The sequence below is a fragment of the Pseudobacillus wudalianchiensis genome, assembly GCF_001685015.1.
Classification (GTDB): domain Bacteria; phylum Bacillota; class Bacilli; order Bacillales; family Domibacillaceae; genus Pseudobacillus; species Pseudobacillus wudalianchiensis.
Genome location: NZ_MAYT01000028.1, coordinates 241,094 through 254,805, shown reverse-complemented (window position 1 = coordinate 254,805; position 13,712 = coordinate 241,094). Strand labels below are relative to the sequence as shown.

At 43.9% G+C, this 13,712-nt stretch carries 12 protein-coding genes; 11 read left to right on the top strand and 1 reads right to left on the bottom strand.

Translation table 11 applies throughout. The features are described from left to right. Window positions 1-41: 41 nt before the first annotated feature. The 11 genes from lspA (at window position 42) to pyrE (ending at window position 11,921) form a co-directional block, all read left to right on the top strand. Window positions 42-545: a signal peptidase II gene (gene lspA / locus A8F95_RS16625; protein WP_065411530.1), complete on the top strand. Its 504-nt coding sequence runs from the start codon at window positions 42-44 to the stop codon at window positions 543-545. After that, the gene (locus A8F95_RS16620; RefSeq protein WP_065411529.1) at window positions 538-1,449 is read left to right on the top strand and encodes an RluA family pseudouridine synthase; all 912 of its coding nucleotides are present in this window, start codon (window positions 538-540) and stop codon (window positions 1,447-1,449) included. Before lspA ends, A8F95_RS16620 begins: the two co-directional genes overlap by 8 nt. Window positions 1,450-1,640: 191 nt before the next feature. Next, entirely contained in the window at window positions 1,641-2,177 is a 537-nt protein-coding gene (gene pyrR, locus A8F95_RS16615; protein ID WP_065411528.1) for a bifunctional pyr operon transcriptional regulator/uracil phosphoribosyltransferase PyrR, read from the top strand. A gap of 251 nt (window positions 2,178-2,428) precedes the next feature. Further along, a complete protein-coding gene (locus A8F95_RS16610; protein WP_065411601.1) occupies window positions 2,429-3,358 on the top strand; it encodes an aspartate carbamoyltransferase catalytic subunit in 930 nt (309 codons plus the stop codon). Further along, the gene (locus tag A8F95_RS16605) at window positions 3,321-4,607 is read left to right on the top strand and encodes a dihydroorotase (protein WP_065411527.1); all 1,287 of its coding nucleotides are present in this window, start codon (window positions 3,321-3,323) and stop codon (window positions 4,605-4,607) included. Before A8F95_RS16610 ends, A8F95_RS16605 begins: the two co-directional genes overlap by 38 nt. After that, complete coding sequence (locus A8F95_RS16600; RefSeq protein WP_065411600.1) at window positions 4,604-5,695, top strand: carbamoyl phosphate synthase small subunit; 1,092 nt, start codon at window positions 4,604-4,606, stop codon at window positions 5,693-5,695. Before A8F95_RS16605 ends, A8F95_RS16600 begins: the two co-directional genes overlap by 4 nt. Further along, window positions 5,688-8,906, top strand: coding sequence for a carbamoyl-phosphate synthase large subunit (gene carB / locus A8F95_RS16595; protein WP_065411526.1), 3,219 nt, complete (start codon window positions 5,688-5,690; stop codon window positions 8,904-8,906). Before A8F95_RS16600 ends, carB begins: the two co-directional genes overlap by 8 nt. Continuing rightward, the gene (locus A8F95_RS16590; protein ID WP_065411525.1) at window positions 8,903-9,682 is read left to right on the top strand and encodes a dihydroorotate dehydrogenase electron transfer subunit; all 780 of its coding nucleotides are present in this window, start codon (window positions 8,903-8,905) and stop codon (window positions 9,680-9,682) included. Before carB ends, A8F95_RS16590 begins: the two co-directional genes overlap by 4 nt. Next, window positions 9,679-10,620 (top strand): dihydroorotate dehydrogenase, encoded by a 942-nt coding sequence (locus tag A8F95_RS16585; RefSeq protein WP_065411524.1) that lies wholly within the window; start codon window positions 9,679-9,681, stop codon window positions 10,618-10,620. The genes A8F95_RS16590 and A8F95_RS16585 overlap by 4 nt, the downstream gene beginning before the upstream one ends. Then, window positions 10,592-11,308: an orotidine-5'-phosphate decarboxylase gene (pyrF, locus tag A8F95_RS16580; RefSeq protein ID WP_065411523.1), complete on the top strand. Its 717-nt coding sequence runs from the start codon at window positions 10,592-10,594 to the stop codon at window positions 11,306-11,308. The genes A8F95_RS16585 and pyrF overlap by 29 nt, the downstream gene beginning before the upstream one ends. Then, window positions 11,298-11,921: an orotate phosphoribosyltransferase gene (gene pyrE, locus A8F95_RS16575; RefSeq protein ID WP_065411522.1), complete on the top strand. Its 624-nt coding sequence runs from the start codon at window positions 11,298-11,300 to the stop codon at window positions 11,919-11,921. The genes pyrF and pyrE overlap by 11 nt, the downstream gene beginning before the upstream one ends. Window positions 11,922-11,984: 63 nt before the next feature. Here pyrE and A8F95_RS16570 read toward each other — a convergent pair whose 3' ends face one another. Then, complete coding sequence (locus A8F95_RS16570) at window positions 11,985-13,691, bottom strand: Rqc2 family fibronectin-binding protein (protein ID WP_065411521.1); 1,707 nt, start codon at window positions 13,689-13,691, stop codon at window positions 11,985-11,987. Window positions 13,692-13,712 lie beyond the last annotated feature (21 nt).

Genomic DNA, 13,712 nt, shown 5'->3' with positions numbered 1-13,712 from the left:
AATTATCGGAAACGTCTGCTGCTTGCAGGACAGCTTTTTTAATGGCAGAAAAGACAGGCAAGAATGGAGGAGTTTTTTTGTACTATTTGCTGGCACTGTTAGTCGTTTTACTTGACCAGTGGACAAAGTGGCTGGTCGTGAAAAGCATGGACCTGGGAGAAAGCGTAGAAGTCATTAAGGATTTCTTTTATATTACTTCTCATCGCAACCGGGGAGCTGCTTGGGGCATGCTTGAAGGGCAATTTTGGTTGTTTTATATTATTACAGTTGCTGTAGTGATCGGAATTGTTTATTATATGCAGACAGAAGCAAAAAACAAGCCGCTCATGAAGAGTGCTCTTGCATTTCTGCTTGGCGGAGCAATCGGAAACTTTATCGACCGTATTTTCCGCAAAGAGGTCGTTGATTTTTTTGATACGTATATTTTTGGTTACGATTTCCCAATATTTAATATTGCAGATGCTTCTCTGACGTTTGGGGTTATTTTATTAATACTGGCAATACTTATTGAAGACAGGAAAGAAAAGAGGAAATTGAATGGATAGGATAGAGTATATCGTCCGCGAAGAAGAAGAGAACGTTAGAATAGATAAAGTAGCGGCAGGAATAAATGAAGAATGGTCCCGTACACAAGTACAAGATTGGATCAAGGCAGGATTAGTAAAGGTAAATGACAAACCGGTTAAGTCCAATTACAAGTGCTTGCCAGGTGATGAACTCATAATTGATATCCCTGACCCTGAGCCTCTTGATATTGAAGCTGAAGATTTAGACCTCGATATTTATTATGAGGATCAAGATGTTCTCGTTGTGAATAAGCCGCGTGGAATGGTTGTCCACCCTGCCCCAGGACATCTTTCTGGTACGCTTGTTAATGGCCTTATGGCTCATTGTAAGGATTTATCAGGGATCAACGGGGTGATGCGTCCAGGCATCGTTCACCGAATTGATAAAGATACATCGGGGCTATTAATGGTTGCGAAAAATGATATGGCTCATGAAAAGCTTGTTCAACAGCTTGTAGACAAAACGGTTACACGCAAATATAAAGCCATTGTTCATGGTGTGATCCCGCATGATGATGGCACGATTGATGCCCCAATTGGCCGTGACACAAAAGACAGACAAAGCATGGCAGTGGTCAATGGCGGTAAACATGCTGTGACTCATTTTCACGTTATCGAGCGCTTTAAAGATTTTACATTCGTCGAATGCGTTCTTGAAACAGGGCGTACCCATCAAATTAGGGTGCATATGAAATATATCGGCTATCCGCTTGCTGGTGATCCAAAATACGGTCCAAAGAAGACGCTCGATATTGATGGTCAGGCACTGCATGCCGGTGTGCTCGGTTTCATTCACCCACGTACTGGCGAGTACATGGAATTTGAAGCTCCGCTGCCTGAAGAATTTGAACGGCTTTTAGAATTATTGTCGAAAAACAATTGACAATCATCGAAAGAAGCAGTAAGCTTATAACAGTTGAATAAGACCTTTAAACACAGTCCCGTGAGGCTGGGAAGGTAGCGGATGAATGCACTGGGAGAGTGTTCTTATACCCTCCGTGTGCTCAAGTATATCTGTCCTCTCGTCTACACGGCGGGAGGATTTTTTTATCACTAAGATCATGAGGTGATCGCATGGAAAAAGCGACAGTTATGGATGAGCAGGCGATACGCCGGGCACTGACACGAATTGCCCATGAAATATTAGAAAGAAATAAAGGCATTGAAAATTGTGTATTAATCGGAATTAAAACAAGAGGAATTTACTTGGCACAAAGATTAGCGGAGCGTATTAAGCAAATTGAAGGTCAGGAGATACCAGTTGGTGAACTTGACATTACTTTGTACAGAGATGATCTTTCTGTTAAAACGGAGAGTAACGATCCTGAAGTAAAAGGCTCTGATATTCCAGTCGATATCACAAACAAAGTGGTCATTCTTGTTGATGATGTTCTTTATACAGGCAGAACAGTCCGAGCTGCTCTTGATGCAGTAATGGATATTGGCCGCCCTTCTCATATTCAAATGGCAGTACTGATCGACCGCGGTCACCGTGAGCTGCCAATCCGAGCGGATTATATTGGAAAAAACATTCCATCAGCCAGTAGTGAGCGAATTGTTGTTGAGTTAGAAGAAGTAGACGACACTGATCGGGTGACGATTCACGAATAATAGGCGAACTCTTTAATCGCTGTCCAGAGAGACAGGCAAAGAGAAAAAACTAACCTTTAAATGTATAAATCATACAAGAAAAACTTATAAACATGCACAACTTCATAGGAACCTTTTAAAAATGTCCAGAGAGGCATTTAAGGGTGTGGGACAATTTTCTGCATGGCATTGCCGTCAAAACATTGTCTAATGGCCAAACACCCTTGAAAACGGGTGTTTTTTTTATGAAAAATGGAGGCGGGAAAACAATGATGCAAAATTTAGTTTCAATTAAGGATATGAATAAAGATGAAATTCTGTTAATATTAATGCAGGCAAAGAACTTCTCTCAAGGTGAAATTTGGCATGCTGGCAAACAAACATTTGTCGCTAATTTGTTTTTTGAAGCTAGCACACGCACGAAGACGAGCTTTGAAGTAGCGGAGAGAAAATTGGGCCTCGACATCATCCCGTTTGAAGCAGGCAGCTCTAGTGTGTTAAAGGGAGAAACACTATATGACACTGTCCGTACGCTTGAGTCAATCGGAGTCAATGCAGTTGTCATTCGGCACGAAGAAGACCAATATTACGAGCAGCTTATCGATAAAGTAAATATTCCTGTGATTAACGCAGGGGACGGCTGCGGACAGCACCCTACACAGTGCTTACTCGATCTGTTCACAATTCAGCAGGAATTTGGCCGATTTGAAGGAGTAAAAATAGGAATCGTCGGCGACATTCGCCATAGCCGGGTAGCTCGTTCAAATGCAGAAGCCCTTCGCAAGCTTGGCGCAGAAGTTCACTTCTCTGGACCGCCTGAATGGTTTGCTGATGATTATGTAGCAGCCGGTGATTATATGGATTTAGATCATCTTGTTGAAGAAGTAGACGTTTTAATGCTGCTCAGAATTCAACATGAACGCCATGATGGCAAGTCCGCTATGACAAAAGAAGAATACCATGCAAAATATGGCTTAACAGTGGAAAGAGAAAGACGTATGAAGACAGGCAGCATTATTATGCACCCGGCTCCAGTCAATCGCGATGTGGAGATTGCAGACTGCCTCGTAGAGTGTGAAAGATCACGTATTTTTAAACAGATGGAGAACGGCGTATTTGTTAGAATGGCTGTTTTAAAACAAGTGCTGGAAGGGAGATTATCAAATGAACTTGCTAATCAAAAATGGCAATATTCTTGCTGAGAACGGTGAATTGAAAAAACAGGATATACGGGTAGAAGGAACAAAGATCTTAGAAATAGGGGAGAACCTTGCTGAAAATGGCGAACATGTTCTAGACGCAGAAGGACAGCTGATCGTACCGGGCCTGATTGATCTGCATGTTCATTTGCGTGAACCGGGCGGTGAACATAAAGAAACAATTGAAACAGGCACGATGGCAGCCGCAGCCGGCGGTTTTACGACGATTGCGGCTATGCCGAATACTCGTCCTGTTCCAGATACAGTCGAGAACTTGACTAACTTAAATAACCGCATTGAAGAAACCTCACATGTTCGCGTGCTTCCATATGCTTCGATCACCATTAGAGAAGCAGGAAAAGAATTAACAGATTTTGTGAGTTTAAAAGAAACAGGGGCATTCGCTTTCACGGATGATGGGGTCGGTGTTCAGCAGGCTGGAATGATGTATGAAGCCATGAAAAAGGCAGCGGCGATTGATGCAGCAGTTGTTGCTCACTGTGAAGACAATTCGTTGATTTATGGAGGAGCTGTTCATGACGGCGAATTTGCAGCGAAACACGATATCCCTGGTATTCCCTCAATCTGTGAATCTGTACATATTGCTCGGGATGTACTAATTGCTGAAGCAGCAGGATGTCATTATCATGTTTGTCATATTAGTACCGAGGGGTCTGTCAGAACGGTAAGAGATGCAAAAAAAGCCGGTATTCGGGTGACAGCTGAAGTAACACCGCATCATTTGCTGCTTTGTGACGAAGACATTCCGGGAATCGATACGAATTTTAAAATGAATCCACCGTTGCGTGGCAAGAAAGATCAGCAAGCTTTAATCGAAGGATTGCTGGAGGGAACGATTGATTTTATTGCGACCGACCATGCCCCGCATACAGCTGAAGAAAAAGCAGCTGGCATGAAGAGCGCTCCATTTGGCATCGTTGGGCTGGAAACAGCGTTCCCGCTTTTATACACACACCTTGTGCAGAAAGGGCTGATTACGCTAAAGCAGCTCGTAGATTGGATGACGATCAAACCAGCACAGGCTTTCGGGCTGCCTTATGGAAAGCTTGAAGAGGGAGCAGTTGCAGACATCGCTTTAATTGACCTGCAAGCTGAAAAAGCAATTGATCCAGAAAAGTTCTATTCAAAAGGAAAAAATACCCCATTCGCGGGCTGGAAATGCAACGGCTGGCCTACAGCCACCATCTCAGAAGGTAAACTCGTATGGCAGGAAGGAAAGGTGCAAGCATGAAAAAACAGCTGATTTTAGAAGATGGAACAGTCTTTACTGGCAAGGGCTTTGGCAGTGACAAAGACGTTATTGGAGAAGTTGTCTTTACGACAGGAATGACAGGTTATCAAGAAATATTATCAGATCCCTCTTACTGTGGACAAATTGTCACGTTTACGTATCCGCTAGTTGGAAACTACGGCATCAACCGCGACGATTTTGAAACGATTCGCCCTGCTGTAAAAGCATTAGTCGTTAAGGAAGCAGCTGATTTCCCATCCAACTTCCGCAGCGAAATGTCGCTTGATGAGTATTTAAAAATGAAGCAAATCCCCGCTATATGCGGTATTGATACGAGAAAATTAACGAGAATTATCCGTCAATACGGAACGTTAAAAGGCGCAATCGTGTCTGTAGAAGAAAAGGCAGAAGAAGTCGTCCACCGTCTTCAGGCAGCCGTTTTGCCGACAGACCAGGTTGATCAGGTGTCTACGAAATCGGCATACCCGAATCCAGGCCGTGGCTACCGTGTAGTGCTAATGGACTTTGGAATGAAGCACGGCATCTTGCGCGAGTTAAACAACCGTGATTGCGATGTGATTGTAGTTCCACACGATACAACAGCTGAGGAAATCCTGCAATTAAATCCAGATGGCATCATGCTATCAAATGGACCTGGGGACCCGAAAGATGTTCCGCACGCTATTGAAACAGTAAGAAAGCTGATTGGTCAAGTGCCGATCTTCGGAATCTGTCTTGGACATCAGTTGTTCGCCCTAGCATCCGGCGCCAACACATTTAAATTAAAATTTGGTCACCGTGGTTCGAATCATCCGGTGAAAGACTTGGCTACAGGAAAAACAGCTCTTACATCTCAAAACCACAGCTACGCAGTAGATGAAGAGACGATTGCTAATACAGAATTAAAGGTCACTCACATTGCGTTGAACGATGGAACGATTGAAGGACTTGCTCATAAAACATATCCGGCCTTCACAGTTCAATACCATCCAGAAGCATCGCCAGGACCAGAAGATGATAACCATTTATTTGACCGCTTTATCAACATGATGAAAGAACATGCTGGGAAGGAGCTTCAACATGCCTAAACGTACAGATATTGAAAGCATACTCGTAATAGGATCAGGACCAATTGTCATCGGCCAAGCCGCAGAGTTTGATTATGCTGGAACACAAGCTTGCTTAGCTTTAAAAGAAGAGGGCTACCGTGTGATTCTTGTGAACTCAAATCCGGCAACGATCATGACAGACACTGAAATTGCCGATGCGGTTTACATCGAACCGATCACACTAGAATTTGTTAGCCGGATTATTCAAAAAGAGCGTCCAGACGCCGTCTTACCGACGCTTGGCGGCCAAACAGGTTTGAATATGGCTGTAGAACTGGCAAAAGCAGGTGTGCTTGAAGAATATGGAGTGAAAGTGCTTGGAACAGAATTGTCAGCGATCGAGCAGGCAGAAGACCGCGACTTGTTCCGCCAGCTCATGAATGAATTAAATGAACCGGTACCAGAAAGTGAAATCATCCATACACTTGAAGAAGCTTATGCATTCGTTGAAGAAATCGGCTATCCGGTCATCGTGCGTCCGGCCTATACGCTTGGTGGTACAGGCGGCGGAATTTGTACAAACGAAGAGGAACTGATTGAGACGGTAACGAGCGGTCTTAAGTACAGCCCTGTAACACAATGTCTACTAGAGAAAAGCATTGCTGGCTTTAAAGAAATTGAATATGAAGTAATGCGCGACTCTAACGACAATGCGATTGTTGTTTGTAACATGGAAAACATTGATCCGGTAGGAGTGCATACAGGTGATTCTATCGTAGTGGCGCCGAGCCAAACGCTAAGCGACCGTGAATACCAAATGCTGCGGAATGCTTCTTTGAAAATCATCCGTGCGCTCGGTATTGAAGGCGGATGTAACGTACAGCTTGCGCTTGATCCATACAGCTTCCAATATTACATTATTGAAGTAAATCCGCGCGTCAGCCGCTCATCTGCTCTTGCTTCAAAAGCGACGGGCTATCCAATCGCTAAGCTTGCAGCTAAAATTGCTGTCGGCTTAACATTAGATGAAATGAAAAATCCAGTCACAGGAAAAACGTATGCTTGTTTTGAACCAGCACTTGATTATATCGTTTCAAAAATTCCAAGATGGCCGTTTGATAAGTTTGAATCCGCGAACCGTACACTTGGTACACAGATGAAAGCAACAGGGGAAGTTATGGCGATTGGCCGCACGCTTGAAGAATCTATTTTAAAAGCTGTTCGTTCTCTTGAGAGCGGTGTGTATCACCTTGCGCTTGAAGATGCAACGGAAGTAAGCGATGCTTTGATTGAAAAGCGGATTAGAAAAGCAGGAGATGAACGACTTTTCTATATCGGTGAAGCGCTGCGCCGTGGTGTGACGATTGAAACTATCCATGAATGGTGCCAAATCGATCTGTTCTTCTTGAAGAAGTTCTCTAATATTATTGAGTTTGAGAAAGAAGTAGCAGCCAACCGATTTGATGCGGAAACAGCAAAAACAGCTAAAGAAATGGGCTTTGCCGACTCTACTATTGCAGGGCTTTGGGGTGTTAGAGAAAAAGAAGTATATGACTGGCGTAAAGAAAATCAAATTACCCCGGTGTATAAGATGGTAGATACATGTGCGGCTGAGTTCGAATCTGCAACGCCATATTATTATGGAACGTATGAAGAGGAAAACGAGTCAATCGTGACGGACCGTAAAAAGGTAGTTGTACTTGGTTCTGGACCGATCCGTATCGGTCAGGGGGTTGAGTTTGACTATGCAACGGTTCATTCTGTCTGGGCGATTAAAGAAGCCGGATATGAAGCGATCATTATCAATAATAACCCGGAAACAGTATCAACAGACTTTAGTATATCTGATAAGCTGTACTTTGAGCCGCTTACGATTGAAGATGTTATGCACATCATTGATTTAGAACAGCCAGAAGGCGTTGTTGTCCAATTTGGCGGCCAAACAGCGATTAATCTAGCAGAAAAATTAATAGAACACGGAGTAAAAGTTTTAGGCACAACGGTTGAGGACCTGGATCGGGCAGAAAATCGGGATAAATTTGAACAAACACTTCAATCCCTAGACATTCCACAGCCGCTTGGAAAAACAGCTTTCTCTGTCGAAGCCGCTGTGAAAATTGCTGAAGAGATCGGCTATCCGGTTCTCGTTCGCCCGTCTTATGTACTCGGCGGCCGAGCTATGGAGATTGTGTACAAAGAAGCAGAATTGCTTCATTACATGAAAAACGCGGTAAAAATCAATCCGGAACATCCGGTGCTGATCGACCGCTACTTAACTGGTCAGGAAATTGAAGTTGACGCAATTTCTGACGGTGCAGACGTTGTAATCCCAGGCATTATGGAACATATCGAGCGGGCTGGTGTTCACTCTGGTGACTCGATTGCAGTATACCCGCCGCAGCAATTGACAAAAGAACAAAAAGAAACGATTGTGGACTACACGATCCGATTGGCAAAAGGCTTAAATATTGTCGGTTTGTTAAACATTCAATATGTGGTTTCTAGAGGAGAAGTATTTGTACTGGAAGTCAATCCGCGTTCAAGCCGTACGGTTCCTTTCCTTAGCAAAATTACGAACATCCCAATGGCGAACATTGCGACGAAAGCGATCCTTGGACACTCACTGCAAAGCCAGGGCTATGAAACGGGCCTCGTAAAAGAAGAGAAAGGTGTGTTCGTGAAAGTACCGGTGTTCTCCTTCGCCAAATTGCGCCGCGTAGATACGACGCTTGGACCTGAGATGAAATCAACAGGTGAGGTTATGGGGAAAGACACGACGGTTGAAAAAGCTTTGTACAAGGGACTAGTAGCAGCAGGTATTAAGATTCCTACAAAAGGAACGGTCTTAATGACAGTAGCGGATAAAGACAAAGAGGAAGCATTAGCATTAGCGAAACGATTCAATAACATCGGCTACAAACTACTGGCTACGCATGGCACTGCCCAATATCTCAGAGAAGCTGGGGTATCTGCAGAAACAGTGGCTAAAATTGGTGCCAAAGGACCGGACATTCTTGATACGATCCGTTCTGGTGAAGCTCAATTTGTCATCAATACATTAACGAGAGGCAAACAGCCTGCGCGCGATGGGTTCCGTATTCGCCGCGAAACAGTAGAAAATGGTATTCCATGTCTAACTTCATTAGATACAGCAGAAGCCATTCTGCGTGTATTAGAATCGATGATTTTCTCTGCGGAATCTATGCCGAAGGCCGAGACTTCAAAAAAGTCTGAGGCGGTGTTTATATGATTAAAAAAGAATGGATGACGGTTGTTTCGCAACAAAACATTGCTAAAAATATATATGAGCTCACTCTTCAAGGTGAGCTCGTACAAGAGATGAACGAACCTGGCCGGTTCGTTCATCTTAAAGTAAGCGGACAAACGATGCCGCTGCTTCGCCGGCCTATCAGTATCGCGAACATTGACCAGACAAACTCACGTTTCACGATGATTTACCGGGCAGAAGGCGAAGGAACAAAACTGCTTGCTGAAAAAAAGGCGGGAGATCAAGTCGATGTACTTGGTCCGCTTGGCCATGGTTTCCCGGTGAACGAGGCTCAAACAGGAGAAACGGCTATTTTAGTCGGAGGCGGCATCGGTGTACCGCCGCTGTACGAATTATCCCAACGCTTAAACGAAAAAGGTGTAAAAACAATTCATGTGCTAGGTTTCCAATCAGCAGATGTTGCTTTTTATGAAGCTAAATTTGCTGAATTAGGAGAAACATATGTCGCGACTGTTGATGGCTCACTTGGTACGAAAGGATTTGTAACAGATGCGATTCGCGAGTTTAATTTACAAGGAGATATTTTGTACTCTTGCGGTCCAGTCGTCATGTTGAGAGCGCTCGAGGAGCTGCAATTAACGAAAAAAGGATTTATTTCATTAGAGGAACGGATGGGCTGCGGCATCGGAGCTTGCTTTGCCTGCGTTTGCCATACACAAAATGACCCGACTGGTACAGAATACCGCAAAGTTTGCAGTGATGGACCTGTATTTCCAATGGGAGAGGTGGCTTTATGAGTAGATTAGAAACGAAACTGCCTGGCTTAACGTTAAAAAATCCAATCATGCCTGCATCCGGCTGCTTCGGTTTTGGACGTGAATTTAGCCAACTCTATGACTTAGATGTTCTAGGAGCCATCATGATCAAGGCAACGACAGAAGAGCCGCGCTATGGCAATCCCACTCCGCGTGTAGCAGAAACACCGGCAGGCATGCTGAATGCCATTGGCTTGCAAAACCCAGGGCTCGAGAAGGTAATGGAAAGAGAACTTCCCTGGCTATCCCAATACAATGTACCGATCATTGCCAATGTAGCTGGTTCCCAAGTAGAGGATTATGTGGAAGTAGCCCGTACCATTTCAGGCTCTCCCCATGTGCAGGCGTTAGAGCTAAACATCTCTTGCCCGAATGTAAAAACAGGTGGAATTGCTTTTGGAACCGTACCGGAAACAGCGAAACATTTGACGAAGAAAGTCAAAGAGGTGTCTGAAGTTCCAGTCTATGTAAAACTCTCTCCGAACGTGTCAAACATCGTAGAAATGGCGAAAGCTGTAGAAGATGGCGGAGCCGATGGCCTAACGATGATTAATACGCTGCTCGGCATGCGCATTGATTTAAAAACAGGCAAGCCGATACTCGCTAATCGAACAGGCGGCTTATCAGGACCAGCTATCAAGCCAGTTGCGATCCGGATGATTTACGAAGTAAGCCAGCAGACGAACCTGCCGATCATTGGCATGGGCGGTATCTCTACAGTAGAAGATATTATTGAATTTTATCTGGCTGGTGCCGATGCCGTTGCTATTGGGACAGCGAATTTTTCCAATCCATACATTTGTCCTGAGCTCATTAAGGAATTGGATGAGTACTTGAGTGCAAATCAGATTGATCATATAAGCGAATTAACAGGAAGGAGCTGGAGCAAAGATGGAAAAAGAACCTATTATTGCTCTTGATTTTCCGACATGGGAAGATACAGAACATTTTTTACAGCTTTTTTCTAATGAATCATTATACGTAAAAGTCGGAATGGAGCTTTATTTGCAAAATGGCCCGGCTGTGATTGAGAAGCTAAAAAAGATGAATCATCGAATTTTCTTAGATTTAAAACTTCACGATATTCCAAACACCGTACAACAAGCGATGAAGGGACTTGCCAACCTTGGCGTTGATATGATCAACGTCCATGCAGCCGGCGGTGAAAAAATGATGGCTGCAGCTAGAGAAGGATTAGAACAGGGCGCATCGGGAAATAGGCCGTTGCTTTTGGCTGTTACGCAATTGACATCAACTTCTGAAAAACAAATGCATAAGGAGCAGCTCATACCCGTTTCTTTGGAAGAATCGGTGCTTCATTATGCCAAGTTAACGAAAGCAGCAGGATGCGACGGCGTCGTTTGTTCCGTTCATGAAGCGGCAGCCATTCGTGAAGCCTGTGGTGCTGAATTCTTACGAGTGACACCTGGAATCCGGCTGAAGGAAGATGAAGCTAACGACCAACAGAGAATAGCTGATCCGGCCGGAGCAAGAGCGCTCGGCTCGTCTATGATCGTAGTCGGCCGTTCGATTACAAAGGCGAATAAGCCGGTTGAAGCGTATCAAAAAGTAAAGCAGCAGTGGGGAGAGATCACACATGTTAAATAAGGAAATTGCGGAAAAATTACTCGATATTCAAGCGGTCTTTTTACAGCCAAATGAGCCATTTACATGGTCTTCAGGAATTAAATCACCGATTTATTGTGATAACCGGTTAACGCTATCTTATCCAACTACACGGAAAGCGATCGCCAAGGGGCTTGTGTCCTTAATTGAAGAGCATTATCCTGAAGCAGAGCTGATTGCCGGCACAGCAACGGCAGGTATCCCTCATGCTGCCTGGGTCAGCGATTTAATGGACTTACCGATGTGTTATGTCCGTTCAAAAGCTAAAGGACATGGCAAGGGCAATCAAATTGAAGGAAAAGCAGAACCGGGAACGAAGGTAGTGGTAGTAGAAGATTTGATTTCTACGGGCGGAAGTGCGATTACAGCGGTAGAAGCTTTGCGAGAAGCGGGCTGTGAAGTGCTTGGCATCGTAGCGATCTTCACTTATGAGCTGCAATCCGGTAAAGACAAGCTCGAAGCAGCCGATATTACCGCCCATAGCTTAAGCAGCTATTCTACTTTAATCGAAGTAGCGGTCGAGAAGGAATACGTAAAAGAGAGCGAGCTCGAAACGCTTCGCGAATGGCAAAAAGATCCTGCTAATTGGAAATAAGAAAAGGGAAGGGGCGACTTGAAAAGTTAGTTAACGGTTAACTTTTCAAGTCGCCCCTTTTTATTATCTTTTCATTTTTAACACTAGATCCTCATTAGGTGTCACATAAACGGTTTGCTGATGGTCATAAATCACGAATCCCGGTTTGGCGCCGCTCGGTTTTTTCACATGCCGTACTTTTGTAAAGTCAACTGGAACAGAGCTCGATGACTTCGCTTTGCTAAAGTAGGCAGCAAGGTTAGCCGCTTCTAAAATCGTATCCTCTGCTGGTTCCTCGCTGCGAATCACCACGTGCGAGCCAGGAATATCCTTCGTATGCAGCCAAATTTCGTCTCGGCGGGCAAATTTATTCGTCAAATAATCATTTTGCTTATTATTTTTGCCAACAAAAATAAGAGTGCCATCATTTGCTTCGTATGTTTCTAATTCTGGTTTGCTGTTAGCTGGCTTCTTTTTCTTCGATGATTTTGCTTTCATGTAGCCTTCATCTATTAACTCTTCGCGAATTTCTTCAATATCTTTCGGTGAAGCCGATTCAATCTGCTGCAAAAGATGATCAATATAAGAAAGTTCTGCTTTCGTGTTTTCAATCTGTTCATTTACAGCTAAAATCGCATTTTTTGCTTTCTGATATTTTGAAAATAGTTTTTGCGCATTTTCTGATGGCGTCTTTTGGGGATCTAAAGGAATCGTCATTTTGCCGCCAGCCTCATCATAGTAGTTCACAACTTCTATTTCTTTCATGCCTTTTTCAACAGCGTATAAATGAGCCGTGAGCAGTTCCCCGTATAGCTGAAAGCGGTCTGCGTTTTCAGCTTCCTTTAATGTCTGTTCAAGCTTAACCAATTTTGTTTCATTCTTCTCTTTTTCATTTTTTAAAAGTCGTTCGATATCATTCGCCTGCTGTTTTACCCTGTCGCGGTCCGCTTTCCCGACATAAAAACGATCCAACAGTTCGCTTAGCGACTCAAAAGTTTTTCGTTCACCTGGCAAATGCTGCAGATCTTTTAAATAAAAGGCGGATTTTTGTTCATGTTCAATCAGAGTCGGTGTATAGAGATGTTCCCGTATCGGTTCCATCTCCTGAATAAACGTCCGAGGCAGAGTTTCACGATTAGCTAATCCGCTTTGATGAATGATTTCTTTAGCGATCAGCGGAGAGAAACCGGAAAAATGAGCAACGAGCTGGCGGTCTAAACGCCCGCTATTAAAGTCTAATTGACGGATAATATCTTCCTCAGTAGCCGTGAGCGGATTTACTTTATCTTGTGCAGGAGGATAGACATAATCATAGCCCGGCAACACGGTACGATAGCTGTTAACTGCTGCGGATATATGTTTGATGCTGTCAATGATGGTTCCTTTTTGCTGATCAACAAGGATGATGTTGCTGTGGCGGCCCATTATTTCAACGTAAAGCTGTTTATAGGCAATATCGCCGATCTCATTTTTCCCCCTAAAGTGAAAAATAACTAGCCGGTCAAGTCCGGCTTGTTCAATTGAGTCCAACACCGCTCCTTCTAAATGTTTGCGCATCATCATACAAAAAAGAGGGGGCTCTTTTGGATTTTCATAACTTTCTTCGGTCAGCTGTACCCTTGCATAGGAAGGATGGGCAGAAAGTAGAAGTTTATGATTTTTTCCTTTGGCACGAATAATTAAAATGACTTCATTTTTATAAGGCTGATGAATTTTGTTCACCCGGCCTCCTTGAAGAGCTGTGGACAATTCTTTCGTCATCGCTCTTGTAAATAAACCGTCAAATGACATAGGCTGTCTTCCTTTTCCTTA